Genomic DNA, 23,494 nt, shown 5'->3' with positions numbered 1-23,494 from the left:
GGTAAAGTTAGGTAAGGATTGAGTATTCCCCTCTAAATGAACTTTCATCAATCAGTGATGCTGATGTCAGGAGTTAAACAATTTCTTTTCTCCTTGTAACTTACTGACTGTAGTTGATGCCCATAGGTATTACTGGTCTAATGTTGTATGGGAATAACAATTTTTGGGACAAATACGAGAACAAGCTTCACAACCAATACAATTTTCTGGGTGAGCAACTACCATCACCTTGCGTTCAATTTCTTCATCATCTTCATCTTCTACAAATTCACCTTCTTCATTCAATGCCATCAACCCTAAAACTGTGTAACCACATACTTTAATACATCTGCCACAACCAATACATTTATCCTTGTCAATTTCTGTAACAAATTTAGGTGTCCAAGACTTACCGCCAAATGTCAATCCTGTTAATGTTGCCATGAATCTAACCTCAGCAATTTCGCTTACAATTTTCTTGGTGATTTACTCTTAATAGTAGCCTAATATTTTGGCATTTTGCTGATAAAAATTAACTTTTTTATCAAGTTTTGCTGACTTGAAAAATCATGTCAATTTATCTCGAATATTTTTCTAGGCTAGATGCAATTTTTTATTAAAAAATCTCTACTCGATCCTTAGTATTCAAAGGGAAAATCCAGTTATTTTTTAGATCAAGATAATTTATATCTTGATATTTTTATTGATAGGTTTTCGCAAAAATCAACAAGTAGAAAATAGTCCATAAGGTTAAAGTAATAATTTTGACAGTATTTGCAGATACTAAATAATCAACAATCAGAAGTAAACAGTTAGTGAACAGGAATTTAAACATTAACTAATTAAAAACAATTTCCAATTTTTATGATGTTATTTAAAAACAGTTTTTGTCAAGATTTCCTGTGAAAGCAGAACACAAATATTAAAAAAATTCTCCAAGCTCATTATGAACAAACTTAGCGAAATCTTTATGAAATGTATAGTTAATGAAGAAGCAATGAAGCCTTACTTTCAAAGTCCCAAAGAGGTGACAGGTAAAAATCAACAGTGAACAGTCAATACTCAAAGACAATAACTGTTAACTGAATAACTGATCTTGTCATGGAGATAATTTGGTAGCAAGTTATGAATCAAGACGAGACATCGAGGGTAGACTTGAGCCAAACATCTCAGCAATTAGACTAGGAAGCAGCCTTATGCCTTATACAATTCCTAACAAAAATTGCGATGGATGTGATAACTGCCGCCCCCAATGTCCTACGGGTGCAATCAAAATCGAAAATAACGAATATTGGATTGATCCTTGTCTTTGTAACAATTGTGAGGGTTATTATCCAGAACCGCAATGTGTAATTGCTTGTCCTACAAATTCCCCCATACCCTGGCAAGCAAAAAAAGGCAGATGCAAAGTTGAAGCGCGAGAACCTACCAGTCCTAATTTGTTTTCTAATGGCAAGAATCATCCCTTTGCTTCGGCAATAGTTATTTGGGAAGCTTGCAACTTATTAGCACAACGTAAATCATTACAATGGGAAACAGATGCAGCAGGTAATTTACACTATAGCCGACAAGTTAATCAAGGTCGGGGTGCAATTTCTTTTCAGCTTCAGGACTCATTTCAAGTTAGTAACCGGGCTAAAAATTTACCAACAATTGAAAATCTTGATCTTCGAGCTGCTTGTATTCATCTGATTTTTGCTGCCTATGCTACAACTTTAGATCAACCCTGGGAACAAGAGTTTTCAATTGATGAGCGACAATTTGAAGCATACTTGGGATTAGAAAAACGTAAAGACCTCAACAAAACCGCCAAGTTATGTTTAATTAAAAACATCGTTCAACAAGCTTGCTCTCTGGTTGTTTCTATTGACTGGCAAGCAAGAGGTAAAGTTCCCGGTTTTTCTGTTAAAGAAAGTCCTTTGTGGCATTTAACAGATATTCATCATCATTTTCAGGAAGATGCACAGGGATGTAAATATTTAGTTGGGTTGACATTTAAAGTTAAAGCCGGTCTTTGGGCGCAGCATTTTTTAAATAAACAAGGCTGTAAAGAACGGACTGGTTTCTATCAATATGGTAGTCTGCCGAAAACGCTGTTAACTACTGTTATGAGTCTGTGGCAGCAACATGAAGGCGCAGTCAGATTGATGTTATGGTTACTTTTTAAAACCAAGATGGGTAGAGAACAACGGATTACTGTTCCTACTTTACTGCGTGTTGCTTATGGTGAGGAAAAAATTAACTTAGCTTCCAGATTGCGAGATGAACGTAAGCGTTTATTACGAACTTTTGAAAATGATTTGGAAGTTCTCAATCATTCTGGAGTTAAGCCAATTTTTGATCCTGTTACCTACCCCATAGAAATCCAACCGTTATGGGCAAAATTAGTTGATATTCCCGAAGATCCAGATGAGGCTTTAGAGTTTTGGATCAATGACGGTGGTGGTGATCATCGACTTACAGATAGCGGTCCCCGTGGTAAGTGGAATATGTTGATGAATGCCCGGATTTTATCTTTTGAATTACCACCAGAATGGGAAAATATCAGTGCAGATGCTGAGAAAAAAAAGCGGCGTAATGTGAGAAGTAAAAAAACCGTCAAAACTACGGATAATTTATTAGCTGAACAAGTATCTCAAGCCCGCAAAAGTATCAATATCTCCCAAAGAGAATTAGCAAAGTTAACAGGTAAAAGTCAAAGTTGGATTCGTGATGTGGAAAATGGTCGTCTGAAACCTAAACCTGAAGATCAAGCTTTATTAAGGAGGGTGCTGAATATTCTTTAACAGGACTTGTGCAAAACAGAACGAAAGTAGGGGTAATTTAAAGTAGGGGTAATTCATGAATTACCCCTACGTAAGAATTATCTCGTTCCCAGTCTCTGACTGGGAATGTTATTACAGAGGCTCTGCCTCTAGTTTAATTTACTGGGTAAACTTAAGTAAGTAAACAGCGATCGCTATTGGGTGTTTTCTAATAATTAAATCTTATCTAAATCTAGAAACAGTTTTAAAATATATAAGTTTCCAAATTTTCCCTTTATATTTTCTTAACATTTAATTGAGAATTATTTTTATTTATCAACGAGCTTGCAATACTTTCAGCCATCTGCTATGATTTAAGAGAATTTGTAAATTGTCCTATTGTGCCTATTTTTAAGATGTATCTTTTAGCACAAGTTCACAAGCCTTGACTGATAAACGCTTCAGGGATAGCCAAAAAAGAAATAACCCAAAAAATCAAAAATTTATCAAAAAATCCTGACACGAGATTTACCAAAATTCCCTGCTGTTGTTTGCGGGTGAGAAATAGGGGCATTGACAAATCAGACAATTTATGGTAATGATATTAAACGTTGAATGAAACAATTATCAATTGTCAATTTTCAATTGATCAGCGCCCAAACCACCACAGCCTGAGCGCCTAAATAGGTTGCAGATAAATTGATAATAGTTAATCTGCTAGTTATTCAAATTAAGCACGCGCCATTTGCATTGATCGGCAAGTTTCCGCACATCTACGACAAGCTGCGGCGCAATCTCTCATTTTGCTGTCATCGCTAATGGTTTCACAGGCAGCAGCACAGCGATCGCACATTTCCGCACACAGCATACAAGTGCGTTCCATAAATTCAGAACCACTCATCATCATATTTGTACACATCATGCACATTTCAGAGCAGTCACGTATTATGCTCATCATGCCCATATCCATGTACCTACCACCTTTGCTCATGCAGTAAGTCATGGTTTCCAAGCATATTTTATGACATTCCATGCAAGCATTCATGCAAGTTTGCATTTCCTTAGTCATGGATTCAGTCATCATCATCATCATAGCAAATACTCCTGATTTTTTGATGCGTATTTATAGTCATGAATTAGACTAATAACCACATTAATTACTGATGTTTTCAGGGTAAATAATAGGGGAAGCCCTGAATTGATCAGCCGATAATTCCGACAATGAATACTAACAACAAAATCAGAATCTTTCTTGCTACTTTGGCAGTAATTTCTATTGGAAAAGAAAACCGTTGAATATTTAAATCCCTGTCTTCTTGAAGAAAACAGGGATCTATGGGCATTTGATTAAGCGTTATGTACTACTATTGGGGTAGAGTGCGACTGGCATAAGCATCCATCGCATAGGCAGGAGTGCGATCGCTGTAATCAATTTCCATGCCAGTAATAGACTTAGCCAATTGTGCAAAAGACTCAGAACGCCAGTTCCGTTCATGGATAGGCTTGCTTTGTTCACCCATGAAGTAAGCCAAAGAACCAATCACAGAAGCAGCAACCCAACCTACAACTAATAATGCAATTAAGATAGTCATCTTTAACCTCGTGTTTTTATTGTGTCTTAACTTTTGTGTCTTAATTTTTATTGCTTTATGTAAATAAATGTAACAGATTGTTTTCAAAATTGTCAAATGTTCCCCAGTTGTGCTAACCGATGTTTGTGGTAGAGTATTCCACACTCTCAGACTAAATAAATTACTGTACTACTATATGGTAGTTTGGTGTATAAATAAGATCAATTGCTGGTTAGAGCAAGTCCTAAGTTGACAATTTCATAGACAAAACGGCATTGCATAAATGCGGGATGTTTTTTGTGTGTAGAGACGTTCCATGGAACGTCTCTACAAGGGGTTTGAATATATGCAATATTGTTTTCATCCCCAAAATCAGCAACACCGACAAAACTATACTTGTATTGACAAAAATCAATATATTTTTAGGAAAAAATCAACTACTTGATATATAATACGGTGATATCAAGTATTGAATTGAGACTATTGCCGACGCGAAAACCAAGCAATGATGGTGGTAGTCTTTTTCAGAAACTTAATTGGAACACAATCGCCTCTGGCTAAGGCGTGAAAGTCTACTGAGGGATAACTGCTCCCATGCTCCCGTTGAAGTAGAAAGTAAAGTCTAGTTTTGTCTAGGTTTTATATAGCAGAGGAACATTACCCATTAAACCTCTCTGAAAATCAATGTAGGGACAATTCATGAATTGTCCCTACGAATGGGTTTCAGGTTATGCACATTTCATTACCAGAGATGTCTATTACCAGCCTCAACAAAATCACCAGTAGCTGAGTAATTGTCTCTGCGTTCATGGGGAGAGTAATAAAGATGTAATTGCGATCGCAATTCAACTAGGGGCAACAGTCTATGATAGTGATTGGTGATTGGGTTATTTACCTCCCTATCTCCCCATCTCCCTCCTGTTCCCCCCCTCAAACAGATATGTTCCCTATTCCAACGGACAAAATAAATGATATCAAGTCCAGTTAATTACTGATAATCAACTAATCAACTTTCTCCTCTTCACTCTTGCCTCTTGCCTTTTGCCTATCCTCACAGATAATATAACTATTCCAACGGATCTGATATGAGAATGTTCTTTTCTGATGAAGAAATAGCACAATTAATTGCAGAAGATGTCCCATTTCTCGATTTAACTACCTATGGATTAAATATAGGTAAAGAATTAGGAGAAATTGAATTTTCTACCCGTCACACCATGACTATTTGTGCAACAGAAGAAGCAGCAAGAGTATTTGAAAAATGCGGTGCAAAAGTTGAATATTTAGTAGAAAGTGGAACTTGTTTACAAGCACAGCAATTAATTCTCAAAGCTAGTGGTTGTGCGGAAGCTTTACATATTGGTTGGAGAGTAGCGTTAAATTTAATGGAATACGCTTCTGGTATTGCTACCCGTGCAAAAGAATTGGTTGATGCTGCTAAAAATGTAAATTCTGATGTGGCAGTTGTCACCACTCGCAAATGCTTTCCTGGTACAAGAATTATTTCCATGAAAGCAATTTTAGCTGGTGGTGCTACTCCCCACCGTTTAGGACTATCAGAAACAGTTTTGATTTTTAAACAACACCTACTATTTATAGATAGTATTGCAGAAATAAGTGAACGTATCAACCAAATGAGAAAACGATTTCCAGAACAAAAAATTGCTATTGAAGTGGAAACAGAAACCGATGCTTGGATGGTGGCTGAAGCAGGAGTTGATTTAATTCAATTTGATAAAATTCCTACTGTAGAACTTAGTGGTTTAGTTACAGAATTAAAGCAGAAATATCCAGGTTTAAAATTAGCAGCAGCAGGTGGAATTAATTTAGAAAATGTCAGGAATTATGCCAGCACAGGGGTAGATATTTTGGTGACAAGTTACCCGTATTTTGGTAAACCTGCTGATATTGGGGCGAAGATGAAACGGAGGTAATAATTGTCTGAATCAGGTGGTTATCGAGCGAACATCGGCTAAATAGGGGTTGCTGAGAAAGTCTTTCCGTGAGGGCATAGGAGTCAGGAGTCAGGAGTCAGGAGTCAGGAGGAGATTGGAAAATTTCTTTGCCATCTCTTGAAATCCCAAAAAATGCACACTTTTTCTGGTATACCCTTCAAAACCCTTGCACTAATTTCTGTGTTTATCAGCCTCTAACCTTTGATATATCAAGGTTTTAGGTTTATTCAGCAAACCCTAAATAGTAAATAAAAATATTTGTATCATAAAGATATCTCATTTATCCCACTCCTGACGCAGATGATCTAAATGAGCTAACATAGCAGATTTTCTATGTTTTAAAATACCTTTAGCTTTACTAATTTTTTCATAGTCTTTTTTCCAATGTAATAGCATTGATTCAGGTACATCTACTATAATTGAATCTTCATCTTGAGATACAAGATAATGTTTTGGTATTTTGATTAATGGCATAGTTTTATGCTCCTGTTTCTCTCAATTCAAATTGTAACATATTGTGAGAATCAGGATAACCAAGATTAAAGGATTAACAGGATGATTATTTAATGGTTAATGAGTATTAACTTAATTTTTTGTCTGAATCAGGATAACCAGGATGATAGGATTAACAGGATGATTATTTGATGGTTAATCACTGTTGTTTATGTATTGATTCTTCTTACATCACACTTAATAAATATTTACCTTTCCCTATAACAATCATCAAAACCTAACCAATAATTAAACAATCACATCCTGTACATCCTCAAATCCTGGACATCCTGATTCTGACAATAATATGCTATTTTGAATATAGGATACATCAAAGTAACCATTAACTCAGAGTAATTGTTGATTAAAAATTATGCTAAATCAACCTATTTCCACTGTTTTAACCCAAGTACAGAAAAACTTAAAACAACTTTATGGAGAACAGTTAGAAAAACTCATTTTATATGGTTCACAAGCTAGAGGAACAGCAGAACCCGATTCAGATATTGATATTTTGATTGTATTAAAAGATGTTTTTAATTATTCTCAAGAAAGTGAAAGAATTAGTCAATTAATTGCTGATTTATGCCTAGAATATAATGTTTTAATCAGTTGCGCTTTTGCTAATTCTCAACAATTAGAAAATCATGATAGTGGGTTTTTCCGTAATGTGAGAAAAGATGGTTTAGTAATATGAATCTTGAACAACAAAGACTGTTAGAAAAAGCAGAGAGAAGTTTACAAGCAGCAGTGGAACTTAACCAAAAAGGTTTTGCTGAATTTGCTGTTTCTCGTGGTTATTATGCTATGTTTTATATTGCTACAGCTTTTTTAGAAGGAGAAGGACTAGCTTATTCTAAACATTCAGCCGTTATTGCTGCTTTTGGAGAAAAATTTGCTCGCACAGAAAGAGTTCCTCGTGAATTTCATCGTTATTTAATTGATGCAGAAAGAACTCGTTTACGCGGTGACTATAATACTGATCCTAATATTACAGAAGATGATGCGGATTTGATTATTCAAAGAACTATAGAAATTCTGAATTTTGCCAAAGCAAATATTGATTATTTATAAATTGAGGCTATTTTGTCAGAATCAGGATAACCAGGATTAAAGGATTTACAGGATGATTATTTGATGATTACTAGACGGGAATGATGTATTGATTATTATAGTCAATTCATAAAAATTAGGCTTTTGTCTGAATCAGGATAACCAGGATTAGAGGATTAACAGGATGATTATTTGATAATTACTAGACGTGAATGATGTATTGATTATTACAGTAATTTCATAAAAATTAACCTTTCTCCATACTAATCATCAACACCTAACCAATAATTAAACAATCACATCCTGTACATCCTCAAATCCTGGACATCCTGATTCTGACAACCACAACATTCATCACACAACAAATAATCATCCAATCACATCCTGTACATCCTCAAATCCTGGACATCCTGATTCTGACAATAATATGCTATATTCTTAGCTATTCATATTTTCAGGATGAATAATTGTAATTTCAGGAACATCTATAAAATCTTTAGGATTTAAAGTTAAAACATGGCTGATATTATGAGCAATCATCACTGCTAATATGTGTATATCGTGAGTTCGTTTACCAGAAATATTATATGTTGTTACTAAGTTCAACCAAATAGAAAATACATCTGGTGTTTCTGCTAATAAATCAAATTGACTTATTAACATTTGTACTGCTTGAGTTGTTTGTTCTACAGTCCATCCTAAGCCATTAACATTGACAGGACGAGTAGCAACAACCCAAAATTCAATGATTACTTGAGAGGTAATAAAACATTGACCACCTCGTAATAAAATTTCAGAAATAGTATTCCGTATCAGATTGTAAGCTGTTGTGCATTTAATTTGTATAAGTGGAACAGGCATCTTGCCTGTTAAACAAGAGTTCAGAACATTAGGGTTATACAATTTAGCTGTGTAACAGCTTATTCCTGAGATTGAGAATTTGCAAATCTAAGAATAATATTCGTATCAAGTAAATAGCTTTTCATATCCCTCTATCATCATAAATATTTTCTCGACGCAATGCTTCATCTGATAGGGTAATACTACTTTGAGGAAATTGAGATAACCATTCTTGAAATTTTGCGGCTTTTTCTGCTGATGTTAAATTTTGTTGTTCTGCTGATGGAATTATATTTCTATGAGAAAGTTTAGATAAAAAAAGTTTTTGATCTTCGGGAGTTAATTTGGAAACAATTTCTACAAGCGAGTCAACAAGTTGTACATTCATAATTATCTATTTTATTTACTAGGTTATAGGCAATATTGTACTGTATTTTAATTATAATCTGTCAACTGTCAGAATCAGGATACCCAGGATTATAGGATTAATAGGATGATTATTTGATGATTACTAGACGTGAATCATGTATTGATTATTAAAGTAATTTCATAAAAATTAACCTTTCTTCATACTAATCATCAACACCTAACCAATAATCAAACAATCACATCCTGTACATCCTTAAATCCTGGACATCCTGATTCAGACAACCACAACTTTCACCACACAACAAAAAATCATCCAATCACATCCTGTACATCCTTAAATCCTGGACATCCTGATTCAGACAATATTAAATTTATCTAAACAACTAGCAAAATTACCCAAATATGCTATTTTAAATACAGCATACATGAAACCAACCATTAACCAATCATGAATAATCCACAACAACCGCGAGAATACGATGCTGTGCTTGGTGGTAATAGTCCATCACTAGAAGGTGCAGCCGTTTTAGGTGGAATTGAAGGGGTAAAATTGCGGTTACAAAATCCAGATGCAAAGGTGAGAATTGCTGCACTTAAGCAAGCTGTGAATTATGGAGAACAGGGCTTAGATTTAGTGATTGCAAGTTTAAAGGATAAATCTTGGGATATTCAAAATACGGCTTATTTAATATTAAGTGACAGAACAGAAACAAAAGTTAAACAAGCATTAATTTCTAATCTCCAAGGGTTAAAACTAGAAAAGATTGAAGTAGTAACAACTAACAAATTTGGAGAAATTATTCAACGACAGCAACGTATAGCCAAATATTTTACTGAAGATGTGGGTAATGGTGTCAAATTAGAAATGGCTGCAATTCCTGGTGGTACTTTTATGATGGGTTCACCAGAAAATGAAGCGGGAAGACGAGATAATGAAAGTCCTCAACACCAAGTTACTGTTCCTAGTTTCTTTATGGGAAAATATCCGGTAACACAGGCACAATATCAAGCTATCACGGGAAATAACCCTTCTCGTTCCAAAGGTAGTAATCGTCCTGTTGAGTTCTCTAATTGGAATAATGCGGTGGCTTTCTGTGAAAAGTTAAGCCAAAAAATCGGAAAAACCTACAGACTGCCAAGTGAAGCGGAATGGGAATATGCTTGTAGAGCAGGAACTACCACACCATTTCACTTTGGAGAGGCGATTACAACGGATTTAGCCAACTATTATGGTTACTCTACTTATGGACAAGAACCCAAAGGAGTTTATAGAAAAGAAACAACAGAAGTAGGGAGTTTTGGAGTAGCCAATAACTTTGGATTATACGATATGCACGGCAATGTATGGGAGTCGTGTCAAGATCATTGGCATAGTAACTATGAAGGTGCGCCGACAGATGGAAGCTTATGGCTAGATATTGAAGAGAATATTACCAGAACACTGCTGCGCGGTGGTTCGTGGAGCAACGATCCTGACTATTGCCGTTCTGCTTTTCGCTACATCGACCGCCCCATCCCCTTCAACAACTTTGGTTTTCGGGTTGTATGTGGTGGTGCGGCGAGGACTTAATAGCCATTTATACTGTTACTCTTTTGCGCTTTAGCAATTAGTAATTGTAACTTTAGAGAAAATTTAAAGCTCCATAACAGTCTTTTCATCTATTTTTTTCTTTTCTTGTGTTAAATATTTAAACTGTTCATTTACCTTGAATTTTCTAAGTCTCAACTCTAATGAGTATTCAATCAAAGCTCCTGTCAAATCTATAATATTTTTAGCTATATTTTCATGATATTCATGGTAATCATGTGTTGCTTGATTTCCAAAAAATCTTATAATCTCTGCCCAATTAAATAAAATTTCATCAAAATATTCCTTTTCCTTCATGACTAAAATTCTCTTCTCTAACTTACCTTTTTTTATTTTAAAATCTAAACATAGTGCTTCTAATGCTTTTCTACATTTACTTACACTTTCTTCATATAATTTGCATTTGAACAAGTGTATCGCTTCCTGATATATACGAGGCGATTTAAAGTGTTTGTATCCCATGCCAAACTGTTTAATTTGGGGATATAATAATTCTGTTGAAACTTCTGGTATGTAGGAAAATTCCTTAGTTTCTTCATCATAGACTTCCTTTATATTTTCACTTGAATATGATTCTTGAATAACACTTACTTGCTTGCAGTCGTTACAGAATAAAATCTTCCAACAATATTCTTCCCAAACATCGGACTCAGAATGATTAATAGTAGGAGATTTGCCTTCTGTTATTTTTATTAAGGTCTTTTCATTGCAATGAGGGCATCTTTTTTCATTATTAGACATATATGTTATAGTTTGACTTTTTGTTATGATAATATAAAACTATCTTGTATATTAAAAAAATTAAAAAATTGATACATTAACAACTAACCCCCCTATTTATACATAATGAATAACCCCCATCAAGAACTCATCCAACAAATAGACCTCATGCTTCGCGCCCGCTATCCCCTACTATATATAGTCGGAGTCGAAGAAGAACCAATAGAACAAGTCCTGCAACAACTCACCCAAATATCCCAGACACCACGACAACTATTATTATGGGATATCGTCACCGGTTGGGATGACAACGGAACTGATAAAGGTTCAGTCATGGGTGCATTATCAAGAATTACCAAAACCCCAGAAAATACAACCACAATTTTTGTATTACGAGACATACATTTTATCCTCAAAAACCCCGAAACAGAAAAAAATGCTCCCGTAATTCGTGCTATCAAAAACCTCACCCGTCAACTCAAACGCACACGCCAAACCCTCATCCTCACCAGTCATACTTTAACCATTCCCCCAGAACTACAAGAAGAAATTACAGTAATTGATTTTCCCTTACCCAACATCCAAGAAATAGATTATTTAATTCATCAATTAATAGTCCCCGAAAAACTTAACTTAAATGGACTAGGAAAAGAACAATTAATCAAAGCCTGTCAAGGATTAAGTCGCGCCAGAATTAGAAGAGTTTTAGCCGCCGCTTTAGCAGCCAAAGGACAAGTCAACGAAACAGATATTGATAGAGTTTTAGAAGAGAAAAAACAAGCAGTTCGCCAAACAGGAATCTTAGAATTTTACACATCCAATGAATCATTAAAAAACGTCGGTGGTTTGGAAAATCTTAAACAGTGGGTGCGAATGCGTCAAGATGCTTTTACCGAAGAAGCAAGACGTTATGGCATACCCAACCCCAAAGGCGTTTTATTAGTAGGAATCCAAGGAACAGGAAAATCATTATCAGCCAAAACTATCGCCCACGAATGGCGTTTACCATTGTTACGTTTAGACGTGGGGAGATTATTTGGAGGAATAGTGGGAGAAAGTGAAAATCGCATTCGCCAAATGATACAATTAGCAGAAGCAATATCACCCTGTGTATTGTGGATGGATGAAATAGATAAAGCATTTGGTAATATTAATAGTGGGGTTGATGGTGACTCTGGAACATCGCGCCGAGTATTTGGAACATTAATAACTTGGATGCAAGAAAAAACCAGTCCCGTGTTTATGGTGGCTACTGCTAATAATGTGCAAATATTACCAGCCGAGTTATTAAGAAAAGGGCGATTTGATGAAATATTCTTTTTAAATTTACCCACAGAAAATGAACGCCATGATATTTTTAAAGTCCACATTCAAAAAGTTCGCCATTCCCGACTGCGAGAATTTGATTTACAGCAACTTGCCATAAATACGGAAAATTTTAGCGGTGCTGAAATTCAACAAGTAATTATTGATGGAATGCACCGGGCTTTTGGTAGTTTAATAGATGGTAATAGGCGGGATTTTAACACAGAAGATATTTTAGATGCCATATCGGAAACTGTACCTTTGGCGGCTATTGCTAAGGAACAAATTACCAGTTTAAAACGTTGGGCGGCGGAAGCTGGCGCAAGAACGGCTTCTATTGATACACTGTTAATGGAGGAGTTAAAGGTTTATTCTCAGCAGCAAGGTTTGGGTCCTTTGGAGGTGGATTAAATAATTGATAATTGATAATTGACAATTGATAATTCATAAATGAAAAAAGGAGTTGATTTTTTATGTCTCATTTTACAACTATCAAAGTACAAATTAAAAATGGTGATGTTCTCTATCAAATATTGCAAGAGTTAGGTTATCAAGTTGAGTTAAATTCTCAGGTTCGTGGTTATATCGGTAATAAAACTCATGCTGAATATGTGATTAAACAAGCTAATGGTTATGATTTAGGTTTTCGTAAAAATGCAGAAAGTTATGAATTGGTTGCAGATTTTTGGGGTGCGAAAATTAATCAACAGGAGTTTATTAATAAAATAAGTCAAAAATACGCCCATAGAAGTTTGATGGAAACCATACAAACTGAAGGTTTTGATGTAGAGGAAGAGGAAGTTTTAGCAGATGGTACGGTGCGGGTTGTTGTTGGTAAATGGGTTTAAATAAGAAAGCACAAAAAGATCCCCGACTTCTGACGTAAATTAATTATTGATTGATAAGATGTTAAAAGAAGTCGGGGATCTAAGGACAGTTAACATTATTAACCAGGAAAAATCATTATGGCAGAATATCAAAAGATTGAATATCGCATTGGTAAAGATGGTAAAATTGTAGAACGGGTTTTAAATGCCACTGGTTCTAGTTGTGTGGAAACTACAAAAAGTTTAGAAAAATCTTTAGGAGAAATAGAATCTCAGGAATTATTACCAGAATATTACGAAGGAGAAGAGAATATTAATATCGCTGAAAATCAAACCTTACAACAACAATAAACTATCATTACTCGTTCCTTGTCTCTGACAAGGAATGCAAAAAAGAGGCTCTGCCTCATGATAAAATAGAGGTAGAACTTCTAAAATGGCATTCCCAGTCTGGAGACTGGGAACGAGAAATTTCTTAGATAAGTTGGGTATTTGAACCTATAATGGGTATATCACCGCCCAAGAATCTTCATTTTTTACTTCTAGGAACGGCTTTATTATGCTTCAAAGACTATATGTAAATAATTTCCGATGTTTAGAAAACTTTGAACTGAAAATAAAAGATATGCCATCTGCTATATTGATTGGCAAAAATGGTACAGGTAAATCAACTATTGCTAAAGCATTAGAGGTACTTCAATCTATTGCTAGAGGAATTAATAGACTACGTGAACTTGAAAAAAATAATCTTATTGTACGAAATGATTTTGCTTATGGAAAGTTTGAAGTTCCCATTCGCTTAGAAATAGAAGTATTACTGAAAAATCAATTATATCAGTATATTCTCGCGTTAGAGTTACCAGAAAATTTTCAAGAACTGCGAGTTTTTGAAGAACAACTTCTAGTTGATGGAAATGCAATTTACTCTCGAAAAAACGCTCAAGTTACTATTCATAGTAATACCCAAAATAAAGAAGCTCAGTTTTCTGTAGATTGGCATTTAGTAGCTATGCCAATAATTAGTAATGATAGTCTTTATGTTTTAAAGAATTGGCTGGCTGAGATGATTATTTTAGCACCAATTCCTAGTTTAATGACTGGAGATTCTCACGGGGAAACTTTACAACCAAAAAAAGATGGTACAAATATTGGAGAATGGTTTTCTGGTTTACTGGGTAGATATCCTGCGGCCTATAGAGAAATTGACAAATATCTCCGAAAACTTATGCCAGACTTTCAAGATTTTGTCAATGAAACTATTGGTAAAGACGTGAAAAGTCTAATCGTTAGATTTGAGAAAAATCAAGCTACTTTAAATGTTAATTTTCAAGATTTATCAGATGGTGAAAAATGCTTTTTTCTTTGTGCTGTGGTATTAGCTGCTAATCAATTCTATGGTCCGGTTTTTTGCTTTTGGGATGAACCTGATAATTATCTTTCTCTATCGGTAGTAGGTCATTTTACTATGTCTTTACGACGTTCATTTACAAATAATGGACAACTTTTAGTAACTTCTCACAATCCTGAAGCAATCAAAAAATTCTCTGATGAAAATACCTTTTTCCTTGATCGGAAAAGTCACTTAGAACCAACTTTAATTAGGTTAATTAGTGAGATACCTGGTCGTGGAGATCGAGTTGATCTGATTGATGACCTAATTTGTGGAGATATAGAATTATGAGTCCAAATGAGTATAGACCACATCTTCTCATCTTATTAGAAGATAAGGCTCATAATGATATTGTTAACGGATTTTGTCTAAATTTAAACGTAGATGCGGATAAGATTGAATGTCTACAAAAAGCGCGTGGATGGGTAAATGTTAAAGATAAATTTGAAAAAAAATATATTCCCCAACTGCGACAAAATCTTAACAAACATATCTTATTAATCATTGATCGTGATGTCTATCAAAATAGAGGAAGTTATGTAGAAGAATGTATTCCTGAAGATATAAAAAATAGAGTATTTATTTTGGTGTTCAACCCTAATCCAGAAAGTCTTCAAAGAGATATTAAACAAAGTCGTGAGAATATCGGACAAGCACTTGCTAAAGCTTGCTCTGAAAGGGAAAATGGATTATGGGAACATCCTGTTCTCATAGACAATAAACCTGAGTTAGAACGAATGATTTTATCTGTTAAACCATTTCTGTTTGCAAATTCACCCGAGAAATAATAATATGCTAGAACAAATTAATCATATCGGTTTCGGTCTAATTCTCGCTATCATCTTTTATATTATTCTGCGTTTCCTATTTCCCGAAACTCAGGAAAATACATCTATTCAACATCAAAATACAACCGCAACAGATACAGAACATAAAATCAAAGATTTAGAGTTACAATGTCAACGACTGCGGGAAGAATTAAAACAACAATCTCAACAATTAAAAACTGATTTTCAAAATGAAACCTTTACCCAACTGCAAACCTTACTTAGTAATTATCCCACAGTCAAAAAAATGGCTTTAACAAAACCTGACTTACCTGCTAAAAATATCGTTTCCCTATTTACATCTTTAGATAATTTAATGGACAGTTGGGGTTATACTGTGATTGGGGAAACTTGGGAACAGGTTAATTATAATCCCCAAATACATCAAGCTGATAGTGATGATATTCAAGAAGGTGATTTAGTTTATATTCGGTTTATTGGTTATCAAAATGGTGATCAAGTTCTCTATCCTGCAAAAGTTAGTCGCACTTTACCAGGAGGTTTTAATAATAATTGAATATATCTCACGCAAAGACGCAATCTCCGTCAGGAGATCCCGAAGGGTAGACGCAAAGAAGATAAAGAGAAGTTAATTATATTGATTTATTATTCTGACTCCTGACTCCTGACTCCTAAATTTATGACTACTATTGCAATTGATTTTGGTACGAGTAATACTGTAATTAGTATTTTAGAAGTTGATACCCAACAACCTAAAAGTTTACGTTTCCCTAATTTATCCCGTGTATTTGTGGGTGTTACTCCTCAAGGTGAAAGATTAGAATATCCGGTTATTCCTAGTTTAATGTTTATTCAAGCACCTGATAAGATTATATTAGGTGAAGGTGTGAAAAGTCAACGTTTAGGACTTTCTCAAAATTATCCCCCAGAAAGATTATTTAAAAAGTTTAAACGTGATTTAGCTGGAGATTATCAACCACCACCACGTCAAATTGATGGAATTAGTTATAATTCTGTTGCTGTTTCTGAGTTGTTTATCCAAACTATTTGGCAGGAAATTAAACAGCAGAATATAGAACCTAGTCATTTAGTTTTTACCGTTCCTGTTGGTGCTTTTGAACGTTATTTAGATTGGTTTCGAGAGTTAGGTAATAAATTAAATGTTCCCCATGTTTCTATTATAGATGAATCTACCGCAGCAGCTTTAGGTTATGCTGTAAAATCTCCCGGTAAATTAATTTTAGTAGTTGATTTTGGTGGGGGAACTCTGGATTTAAGTTTAGTGAGAACTATTAATAATTCTCATAATAATAACTTACGTGCTGAGGTTTTAGCAAAATCAGAAGCTTATGTAGGTGGTGAAGATATTGATGTTTGGATAGTTGATGATTATTTGCGATCGCAAAATCTCACACCTGAACAAGTTGGTAAAATCAGTTATCAAAATCTTTTAGAAATTGCTGAACGTTTAAAAATTCAACTTTCTAAAAATCAAACTGCTTCCGAAAGTTGGTTTGATGATGAATCTTTTATGTCTTATGAGTTAAAAATTACCCGTGAAAAATTAGAAGAAATTTTAGAATATCGACAATTTTTACAACAGTTACGCGATGCGTTAGATGAAGTTTTAACATTTGCACTGAGAAAAGGTATTGCTAAAAATGATATTGAACAAGTTTTATTAGTGGGAGGAAGTTGTTTAATTCCCGCAGTTCAACAATTAATCAGTTCTTATTTTGGTAAAAGTAAGGTAAAATTAAATAAACCCTTTGATGCTGTCTGTCATGGTGCGTTAGCAATTACCCAAATTACAGAAATAGATGATTTTTTGCGTCATAGTTACGCGATTCGTTTATGGGATAATTACAGCAAAAGTTATATTTATCATCCTATATTTCCCAAAGGTACAAAATATCCTTGTCAAAGTTCCCAATGGTTAACCTTACAAACAGCAAATAATGGACAAACAGAAATTCGTTTAGATATTGGGGAATTAGGTGATATGACACAAACAGAAATAGCTTTTGACGCTTTAGGTAGAATGACTTCTAGCACTCTCCAACATCAAGAAAGTTACCGTTCCTTAGATACCCAACATCAACAGGTATGTGTAGCAAAACTTAACCCTCCAGGGGCAGCAGGATTTGATAGAATATCAGTATTATTTGAAGTTGATTCTCGTCGGATTTTGTTAGCAACTGTTAAGGATTTATTAACAGCAGAGATATTAGTTAATAGAGGTGAAATTTATAAATTGAGGTAAGATAATATCTCTAAGCGCCAGTCAATGGTCCCCAGTCCCTTTTATTCCATCCTTTGCAACTGCGCTACTTTCGGATCAATGATTTTTTGACCTAAACTAGCAAATTTAATCGCTATAGATATCTTATTACCCGTTCCAAAAACATGAGTAATTTCACCAATGCCAAAAGTTTTATGTAAGACTTTTTCGCCTACTTGCCAATTTTCTGATGCGCCTTGATTATTTGTTTTTGCTGATGGTGATTTAGTGAAAGTACGGGTATTTTTCCGTTTGGTGGTTAATAAATCTGGGGGTAGTTCTTCCAAAAATTGCGATCGCAAAGCTGGTTCTCTACTACCATACAACCTTCTTTCTCTGGCATGGGATAAATACAATCTTTCCTTAGCGCGTGTTATCCCCACATAACACAAACGTCTTTCTTCTTCTAAAGATGCTGGATCTTGTAAGGAACGATAACCAGGAAATAAACCCTGTTCTAACCCAACTAAAAATACTACAGGAAATTCTAAACCTTTAGAAGCGTGCAAAGTCATTAAAGAAACTGCTGTTTGTCCTTCTTTTAAATTATCTAAATCAGAACTTAACGCCGCACTTTGTAAAAACGCTTGTAAGGAAATATCATCACCTTTATTGTCATCTTCAAACTGAGTGATAGCATTAAACAATTCTTTGACGTTACTGATTCTATTATCAGCTTCATCCGTTCCCTGTTCCATCAAATCCCGAATATAGTTAGAATCATCTAAAATTCCTTCTAAAATCTCAGAACCGGGAATTTTTGTAATTTGTTCTTGCCATTTCTGAATTATACTAGCAAAACCATTCACAGACTTGGCTGCACGTCCAGCTAAAGTATTTACTGATGTTTCATCACTTAATATTTCCCATAAAGTTGTACCTAATTGTTGAGAAGCATTCATCAAAGCGTCAATAGTAGCTTTACCAATTCCCCGACGAGGAGTATTAATAACTCTTAATAAACTAACAGTATCTGCTGGATTATTAATTGCTCTTAAATAAGCGACAACATCCTTAATTTCTTTGCGGTCATAAAACTTCATTCCCCCAACAACTGTATAAGGAATTTGATATTTTACTAATAATTCTTCAAAAGGTCGAGATTGAGCATTAGTGCGATAAAGAATAGCAAAACTACCCCAATTTAATTCCGGGTTTTGATGTTCTAAAGTGCGAATTTGATTAATCACAAAATCTGCTTCTGCTATTTCATCATCAGCTTTATAACAATAAATTGCTTCCCCTGCATCTCGTGTAGCTCTGAGAATTTTATCAATACGTTGGGTGTTATTTTCTATTAGTTCATTAGCAGCTTGGAGGATATTTTCACAAGAGCGATAATTTTCTTCTAATTTTACCATTGTTCTGGTATCATCATCCTCTAAACCATCACCAAAATCTTGTTGAAATTCTAGTAATATGGTAAAATCAGCCATTCTAAAACTGTAAATTGATTGGTCAGCATCACCCACCACAAACACAGACCGATTTTGCCAATCCCACTCACTCTTTCTGTTTTCACCATTAGTTACTAACAGACGAATCAATTCATATTGAGTGCGGTTGGTGTCTTGATATTCATCTACTAAAATATGACAAAATTTCCGATGCCAATACCCTAAAACTTGTTCATTTTGTTGAAATAATCTCGTGGGGATTAAAATTAAATCATCAAAATCCAAAGCGTTATTTTGTGCTAATCTATCTTGGTAAAGATTATAAACATCAGCAATTACCCGACCCCGATAATTTGGCTGTTCCCGTTCAAATTCCTGGGGTGATAAACCTTGGTTTTTAGCATTACTAATGGCGTAACGCACAGATTTAGGATCAAATTTTTTACTATCTAAATTAAGTTCTTTAGTAACAATTTCTTTGATTAAGCTTTGGACATCAGATTCATCAAAAATAGAAAAGTTTTTATTCCAACGTCGTCCTTTTTCATCTTGATATTTTTCGATGTCAAAGCGGAGAATGCGAGAAAAAAGACTATGAAAAGTGCCACACCACATATTTTTGATAGTAGTGCGATAAACTTTAGATATCAATTGAGTTTGTTCATATTCTGGTAATAAATCAAACTTTTGACCATGTTGAGAAATTGCTAATTGTTCAGCAAATAACCTTTGAATCCTATCTTTCATTTCCCGTGCAGCTTTGTTAGTGAAAGTCACCGCTAAAATATTTTCAGGGTTAACACGGTTTTGCAGAATTAAATTAGCGATACGGTAAGTAAGCGCACGAGTTTTACCAGAACCCGCACCAGCGACAACTAATAACGGTCCGCAATAGTGTTCAACTGCTATGCGTTGACTGGGGTTAAGATGGCTGAGAAAATCAATATTTGTAGTCATAGGTGTGTGAAAGAGCGATGCAGTGATATCTGTAAAATGATATTTATCAATTGTAGCTATTGGTCAGACTACAATATCCTCAGCAACTTGGGTCAAGAAATATCAGATTCCAACAAACTCTTAACTCTTAACTCTTAACTCTTAACTCTTAACTCTATCACCCATCACCCATCATCTGTCACCTGTCACCTGTCACCTGTCACCTGTCACCTGTCACCTGTCACCTGTGCTTAAAGGTAAATTGACTCTAAAAGTAGAACCAACACCAAGCTGACTTTTGACAATAATCTCACCCCCCATCATTTGACAAAAATGACGGCTAATAGCCAATCCTAACCCAGTACCGCCATATTTCCTCGTAGTGGAATTATCTCCTTGGGTAAAAGGTTGAAATAGCTGCTGCTGCTGACTAGGGGACATTCCAATTCCTGTATCAGTTACAGTAAAACTAATTACACTCAAGGGCGCGTCTTGACGTAATTTGATTTTTTCATGCTTAACCGTCAAAGTCACTTTGCCGTTAGTGGTAAATTTAGCAGCATTACTGAGTAAGTTTAATAATACTTGTTGCATCCTGGTTTGATCAGTATACATTGTCCCTAGATTATCATCACAGTCCACCTGTAAAGTATTGCCATTTTTTTCCATAGCTGGTTTAACTGTGAGAACAACATTATTAATCAAATTTGTAATATCAAATGTCTCTGGGTAAAGAGTCATTTTTCCAGCTTCGATTTTTGACACATCCAGGATATCGTTAATGAGTTTTAGTAAATGTCTACCGGCAGAATTGATAGTTTCTAAATCAGTGATAAAATCTGGGGATGCAGCAAAATCAGCAGCATCATCTTGCAAAAGTTGACTTAAACCAATAACTGCATTTAACGGTGTGCGTAGCTCGTGACTGACATTAGCAAGAAATTGACTTTTTGCTGTGCTGGCAGCTTCAGCTAATTCTTTGGCTTGTTCGAGTTGTTTAGTGCGTTCAGATACTCGCTCAATCAAGCGATTGAGAGATTTAGCCAGCAAGCCAATTTCATCATCAGTGGTGATGGGAGCGCGTAAATCGAAATTAGATTTTTTGGCCACTTGTTCAGCTACTTGAGTGACAGTAATTACAGGTTCAGCGATCGCTCGACTGGTACGCCAAGCTACCACAGCTGCAATAGCCACAGATAGCAGCATACTGACTATAAAAATTGTTCTTTCTACAAATCTCGCTTCCTCTACATCGTTTTGCCTATCCTGTTCTTGTTCTTGCGCCGTTCTTAAAATTCTCGTCAACTTATTTGATAAATTATCTAGATCCTCGATAGTGTTACTGTTCATAACTTCCAGTAACTCTTTGCGTACAGTTTCTACTTGTTCAGACTGTAAAGCATTATTATCAAGTTTTTGTAAAATTTTTTCTACTTGCTCAATATAAACTTTAAAATTACTAGAATAATCTGATAATAAAGTTTGTAAAGTGTTGCTATTGGCAGCTAAAGTCTCGGGCTTACTGCTAATATATGCGCTGATTTTTGTGTCTAATTTTTGAGCTTCAGCAAAAGAAGTCAGTAATTCATCTTTTTTCTGGGTTCGCTTTTGTGTATTTTCTAAAACAGCCACTAAATTCGCGCTATGCAACTGTGCCTCAAATATGGCATTTTTATAATTATTCAGTAGTTGTTCTTGCTGTTTAGCTTGATGGAACTGTCGGACTTCTCTGCCTCGGTAGTAGTTGGCCAGCACTAACCCTGTCAAGGAACCAAAAAAGCCTATTCCAATAGCTACAAAGTAGCCATAGCCAATTTTTTGATGGATACGCCATGAACTAGCTTTAAGTTTCCCACGGGAGGGAAATTCTATTGTTGGAAGTTCATCTATTTTTGGCTCTTGAGTTGACACTTTTTTGCTTTCCCAACTTTTGTCAACAAGGTAAAGCTTTTGATCTGGTATCCCAGCATTTTCTTAACCTTCCTACAAATATCACCAACCAAGTTTAACCTTGATAATGACTTTAAATATGATTAAATTATCATTTATCCTTTTGGATAACAGGATTAAATCATTCTTTTCCAGATAATAGCATGGACTTATAAGAAAATCGAGTGAGCCAAAACCACGCCCGATAAAGTATCGGAACTTGGTAGAGATAAGCTGATGTGCAGCTAAATTGTATAATTAAACAACCTGAAGTTACAGTAGCACAAGCATCTTGCTTGTATTAATTATTCAAGTTAAAGGCACAACAGCTTACTTGATCGGACTTTAGGCAGTGGATGTAGGCGAACGCACCGCCCTCAAGATGAAAAAGCCAATTGACGAATCTGGCTGAATATAGCTTTAATAGTGAGAAATAGGCAAATTAAATCAGCGTTTAACAACATCGGCGTAAGTCCCCGACTACAAGAATGTGAGTTGGGGATATAAGCTGGAAGATTCAGGCGTACATCCTTGATGCACGAACAATATCTAATTATTTTCTGGATTTACTTTGATTTACTTTACTGTTAATGCAGCAAAGGTAAGACGGTCATTAAGGTGATAATACCTATTACAAACACTAAAAACCCTTTTTGACCTCAACCTGATTGTACTGATTCAGGAGTCCATTGCTCAGTAAACAGTCTTGTGGTCAGAATAGTGATGATTAAGAAAACTCCACTGTCAAAATTATGGAAGTGAAAATGCAAGAACCAGAATATACAGAAACCAAGTCAAAAGAAACAACAATCCCAGATATCAACACCCAAGCAGGAAGCATCACCAAACTACAGCCTCCTGCACAGTCTCAAGAGCAATGGCTCAAATATGGGCAGCAAGTTTCTGGCTTTTTAGGCACATTACCTGACTATGCGGGTAACTTCTTTAATCAATACAAGCAGCCTATAATTAGCATTGGTTTAGTGATTACAGCAATTGTCACTGTTAAGGTTTTACTGGCTGTACTAGATTCTCTCAATGGTATTCCCTTGGTAGCACCTACCTTTGAATTGATTGGTATTGGTTATTCTGCCTGGTTTGTGTATCGCTATTTACTCAAAGCTTCAACTCGGCAAGAGTTAACCAGTGAAATTACAACCCTCAAATCACAAGTTGTAGGTAAAGACTCTTCGGAATCTTAATTTTTAAGCAGGCAGGAGGCAGGAGGCAAAAGGCAGGAGGCAGGAGCAAAATAAATATTTCTTGTTCCCTGTTCGCTGCTCCCTGTTCCCTATTTTTTGACTTTTGACTTTTAATTTTCTTCCCCAGT

23 protein-coding genes are annotated in these 23,494 nt (G+C 35.2%); 13 read left to right on the top strand and 10 right to left on the bottom strand.

Translation table 11 applies throughout. From position 1 onward, the window contains the following. Positions 1–129: 129 nt before the first annotated feature. Positions 130–423 carry a ferredoxin III, nif-specific gene (gene fdxB, locus H5968_RS09850; protein WP_096565798.1) on the bottom strand — a complete coding sequence of 98 codons (294 nt, stop codon included), beginning with the start codon at positions 421–423 and terminating at the stop codon, positions 130–132. 752 nt (positions 424–1,175) lie between these two features. Between fdxB and H5968_RS09845 the strand changes: the two genes are divergently transcribed. Beyond that, complete coding sequence (locus H5968_RS09845; RefSeq protein ID WP_096565796.1) at positions 1,176–2,765, top strand: helix-turn-helix domain-containing protein; 1,590 nt, start codon at positions 1,176–1,178, stop codon at positions 2,763–2,765. Between the two features lie 688 nt (positions 2,766–3,453). On the opposite strand, the gene H5968_RS09840 is transcribed toward H5968_RS09845, so the two are convergent. From H5968_RS09840 to H5968_RS25105, 3 genes are all read right to left on the bottom strand, one after another. Further along, complete coding sequence (locus tag H5968_RS09840; protein WP_187039814.1) at positions 3,454–3,816, bottom strand: four-helix bundle copper-binding protein; 363 nt, start codon at positions 3,814–3,816, stop codon at positions 3,454–3,456. 271 nt (positions 3,817–4,087) lie between these two features. Beyond that, positions 4,088–4,315 (bottom strand): photosystem II protein, Psb35-related, encoded by a 228-nt coding sequence (locus H5968_RS09835; RefSeq protein WP_096565792.1) that lies wholly within the window; start codon positions 4,313–4,315, stop codon positions 4,088–4,090. A gap of 721 nt (positions 4,316–5,036) precedes the next feature. Then, a complete protein-coding gene (locus tag H5968_RS25105) occupies positions 5,037–5,228 on the bottom strand; it encodes a hypothetical protein (RefSeq protein WP_222620633.1) in 192 nt (63 codons plus the stop codon). Positions 5,229–5,385: 157 nt separating this feature from the next. Here H5968_RS25105 and modD point away from each other — a divergent pair, with 157 nt between their 5' ends. Then, positions 5,386–6,228: a ModD protein gene (modD, locus tag H5968_RS09830; protein ID WP_187039813.1), complete on the top strand. Its 843-nt coding sequence runs from the start codon at positions 5,386–5,388 to the stop codon at positions 6,226–6,228. A gap of 297 nt (positions 6,229–6,525) precedes the next feature. On the opposite strand, the gene H5968_RS09825 is transcribed toward modD, so the two are convergent. Beyond that, positions 6,526–6,723 (bottom strand): hypothetical protein, encoded by a 198-nt coding sequence (locus tag H5968_RS09825; protein WP_187039812.1) that lies wholly within the window; start codon positions 6,721–6,723, stop codon positions 6,526–6,528. A gap of 391 nt (positions 6,724–7,114) precedes the next feature. Between H5968_RS09825 and H5968_RS09820 the strand changes: the two genes are divergently transcribed. Beyond that, the gene (locus tag H5968_RS09820; RefSeq protein WP_187039811.1) at positions 7,115–7,438 is read left to right on the top strand and encodes a nucleotidyltransferase domain-containing protein; all 324 of its coding nucleotides are present in this window, start codon (positions 7,115–7,117) and stop codon (positions 7,436–7,438) included. Beyond that, positions 7,435–7,815, top strand: a complete 381-nt coding sequence (locus tag H5968_RS09815; RefSeq protein WP_187039810.1) for a HEPN domain-containing protein — start codon at positions 7,435–7,437, stop codon at positions 7,813–7,815. Before H5968_RS09820 ends, H5968_RS09815 begins: the two co-directional genes overlap by 4 nt. 417 nt (positions 7,816–8,232) lie before the next feature. Here H5968_RS09815 and H5968_RS09810 read toward each other — a convergent pair whose 3' ends face one another. Both H5968_RS09810 and H5968_RS09805 read right to left on the bottom strand, forming a co-directional pair. Continuing rightward, complete coding sequence (locus tag H5968_RS09810; RefSeq protein WP_187039809.1) at positions 8,233–8,655, bottom strand: type II toxin-antitoxin system VapC family toxin; 423 nt, start codon at positions 8,653–8,655, stop codon at positions 8,233–8,235. A 121-nt stretch (positions 8,656–8,776) separates the two neighbouring features. Beyond that, positions 8,777–9,022 (bottom strand): hypothetical protein, encoded by a 246-nt coding sequence (locus tag H5968_RS09805; protein ID WP_187039808.1) that lies wholly within the window; start codon positions 9,020–9,022, stop codon positions 8,777–8,779. Positions 9,023–9,451: 429 nt separating this feature from the next. Between H5968_RS09805 and H5968_RS09800 the strand changes: the two genes are divergently transcribed. Then, complete coding sequence (locus tag H5968_RS09800) at positions 9,452–10,573, top strand: SUMF1/EgtB/PvdO family nonheme iron enzyme (protein WP_187039807.1); 1,122 nt, start codon at positions 9,452–9,454, stop codon at positions 10,571–10,573. Positions 10,574–10,636: 63 nt separating this feature from the next. On the opposite strand, the gene H5968_RS09795 is transcribed toward H5968_RS09800, so the two are convergent. Further along, positions 10,637–11,332 (bottom strand): DUF4145 domain-containing protein, encoded by a 696-nt coding sequence (locus H5968_RS09795; RefSeq protein ID WP_187039806.1) that lies wholly within the window; start codon positions 11,330–11,332, stop codon positions 10,637–10,639. 105 nt (positions 11,333–11,437) lie between these two features. Here H5968_RS09795 and H5968_RS09790 point away from each other — a divergent pair, with 105 nt between their 5' ends. The 7 genes from H5968_RS09790 (at position 11,438) to H5968_RS09760 (ending at position 17,884) form a co-directional block, all read left to right on the top strand. Next, entirely contained in the window at positions 11,438–13,027 is a 1,590-nt protein-coding gene (locus H5968_RS09790) for an AAA family ATPase (protein ID WP_187039805.1), read from the top strand. Between the two features lie 62 nt (positions 13,028–13,089). Beyond that, positions 13,090–13,464: a DUF1257 domain-containing protein gene (locus tag H5968_RS09785; RefSeq protein WP_187039804.1), complete on the top strand. Its 375-nt coding sequence runs from the start codon at positions 13,090–13,092 to the stop codon at positions 13,462–13,464. Between the two features lie 117 nt (positions 13,465–13,581). Further along, on the top strand, positions 13,582–13,794 hold the full coding sequence (locus tag H5968_RS09780; protein WP_187039803.1) for a DUF2997 domain-containing protein: 213 nt from the start codon (positions 13,582–13,584) through the stop codon (positions 13,792–13,794). A gap of 208 nt (positions 13,795–14,002) precedes the next feature. After that, positions 14,003–15,124 (top strand): AAA family ATPase, encoded by a 1,122-nt coding sequence (locus tag H5968_RS09775; protein ID WP_187039802.1) that lies wholly within the window; start codon positions 14,003–14,005, stop codon positions 15,122–15,124. Continuing rightward, entirely contained in the window at positions 15,121–15,621 is a 501-nt protein-coding gene (locus H5968_RS09770; RefSeq protein ID WP_187039801.1) for a hypothetical protein, read from the top strand. Before H5968_RS09775 ends, H5968_RS09770 begins: the two co-directional genes overlap by 4 nt. A gap of 4 nt (positions 15,622–15,625) precedes the next feature. Further along, on the top strand, positions 15,626–16,177 hold the full coding sequence (locus H5968_RS09765) for a nucleotide exchange factor GrpE (RefSeq protein ID WP_187039800.1): 552 nt from the start codon (positions 15,626–15,628) through the stop codon (positions 16,175–16,177). A 123-nt stretch (positions 16,178–16,300) separates the two neighbouring features. Beyond that, on the top strand, positions 16,301–17,884 hold the full coding sequence (locus tag H5968_RS09760; protein WP_187039799.1) for an Hsp70 family protein: 1,584 nt from the start codon (positions 16,301–16,303) through the stop codon (positions 17,882–17,884). A gap of 41 nt (positions 17,885–17,925) precedes the next feature. Here the strand turns inward: H5968_RS09760 and pcrA are convergent, their stop codons facing one another. After that, positions 17,926–20,256 (bottom strand): DNA helicase PcrA, encoded by a 2,331-nt coding sequence (gene pcrA / locus H5968_RS09755; RefSeq protein WP_187039798.1) that lies wholly within the window; start codon positions 20,254–20,256, stop codon positions 17,926–17,928. 213 nt (positions 20,257–20,469) lie between these two features. After that, the gene (locus tag H5968_RS09750) at positions 20,470–22,197 is read right to left on the bottom strand and encodes an ATP-binding protein (RefSeq protein ID WP_187039839.1); all 1,728 of its coding nucleotides are present in this window, start codon (positions 22,195–22,197) and stop codon (positions 20,470–20,472) included. Positions 22,198–22,928: 731 nt separating this feature from the next. On the opposite strand from H5968_RS09750, the gene H5968_RS09745 reads away from it, so the two are divergent. Further along, positions 22,929–23,366 (top strand): CAAD domain-containing protein, encoded by a 438-nt coding sequence (locus tag H5968_RS09745; RefSeq protein WP_187039797.1) that lies wholly within the window; start codon positions 22,929–22,931, stop codon positions 23,364–23,366. Positions 23,367–23,494: the final 128 nt, after the last annotated feature.

The organism is Sphaerospermopsis sp. LEGE 00249 (assembly GCF_014299995.1).
In the GTDB taxonomy this organism is placed as follows: domain Bacteria; phylum Cyanobacteriota; class Cyanobacteriia; order Cyanobacteriales; family Nostocaceae; genus Sphaerospermopsis; species Sphaerospermopsis kisseleviana.
This window is presented reverse-complemented; position numbering and strand designations above follow the sequence as displayed.

Coding starts and splice junctions, on each gene's coding strand:
- fdxB (WP_096565798.1), bottom strand. CDS start 423: ATGGCAACATTAACAGGATTGACATTTGGCGGTAAGTCTTGGACACCT.
- H5968_RS09790 (WP_187039805.1), top strand. CDS start 11,438: ATGAATAACCCCCATCAAGAACTCATCCAACAAATAGACCTCATGCTT.
- H5968_RS09745 (WP_187039797.1), top strand. CDS start 22,929: ATGCAAGAACCAGAATATACAGAAACCAAGTCAAAAGAAACAACAATC.
- H5968_RS09810 (WP_187039809.1), bottom strand. CDS start 8,655: ATGCCTGTTCCACTTATACAAATTAAATGCACAACAGCTTACAATCTG.
- H5968_RS09765 (WP_187039800.1), top strand. CDS start 15,626: ATGCTAGAACAAATTAATCATATCGGTTTCGGTCTAATTCTCGCTATC.
- H5968_RS09800 (WP_187039807.1), top strand. CDS start 9,452: ATGAATAATCCACAACAACCGCGAGAATACGATGCTGTGCTTGGTGGT.
- H5968_RS09780 (WP_187039803.1), top strand. CDS start 13,582: ATGGCAGAATATCAAAAGATTGAATATCGCATTGGTAAAGATGGTAAA.
- H5968_RS09785 (WP_187039804.1), top strand. CDS start 13,090: ATGTCTCATTTTACAACTATCAAAGTACAAATTAAAAATGGTGATGTT.
- modD (WP_187039813.1), top strand. CDS start 5,386: ATGTTCTTTTCTGATGAAGAAATAGCACAATTAATTGCAGAAGATGTC.
- H5968_RS09825 (WP_187039812.1), bottom strand. CDS start 6,723: ATGCCATTAATCAAAATACCAAAACATTATCTTGTATCTCAAGATGAA.
- H5968_RS09805 (WP_187039808.1), bottom strand. CDS start 9,022: ATGAATGTACAACTTGTTGACTCGCTTGTAGAAATTGTTTCCAAATTA.
- H5968_RS09760 (WP_187039799.1), top strand. CDS start 16,301: ATGACTACTATTGCAATTGATTTTGGTACGAGTAATACTGTAATTAGT.
- pcrA (WP_187039798.1), bottom strand. CDS start 20,256: ATGACTACAAATATTGATTTTCTCAGCCATCTTAACCCCAGTCAACGC.
- H5968_RS09775 (WP_187039802.1), top strand. CDS start 14,003: ATGCTTCAAAGACTATATGTAAATAATTTCCGATGTTTAGAAAACTTT.
- H5968_RS09840 (WP_187039814.1), bottom strand. CDS start 3,816: ATGATGATGATGATGACTGAATCCATGACTAAGGAAATGCAAACTTGC.
- H5968_RS09845 (WP_096565796.1), top strand. CDS start 1,176: ATGCCTTATACAATTCCTAACAAAAATTGCGATGGATGTGATAACTGC.
- H5968_RS09795 (WP_187039806.1), bottom strand. CDS start 11,332: ATGTCTAATAATGAAAAAAGATGCCCTCATTGCAATGAAAAGACCTTA.
- H5968_RS09815 (WP_187039810.1), top strand. CDS start 7,435: ATGAATCTTGAACAACAAAGACTGTTAGAAAAAGCAGAGAGAAGTTTA.
- H5968_RS09820 (WP_187039811.1), top strand. CDS start 7,115: ATGCTAAATCAACCTATTTCCACTGTTTTAACCCAAGTACAGAAAAAC.
- H5968_RS09770 (WP_187039801.1), top strand. CDS start 15,121: ATGAGTCCAAATGAGTATAGACCACATCTTCTCATCTTATTAGAAGAT.
- H5968_RS09835 (WP_096565792.1), bottom strand. CDS start 4,315: ATGACTATCTTAATTGCATTATTAGTTGTAGGTTGGGTTGCTGCTTCT.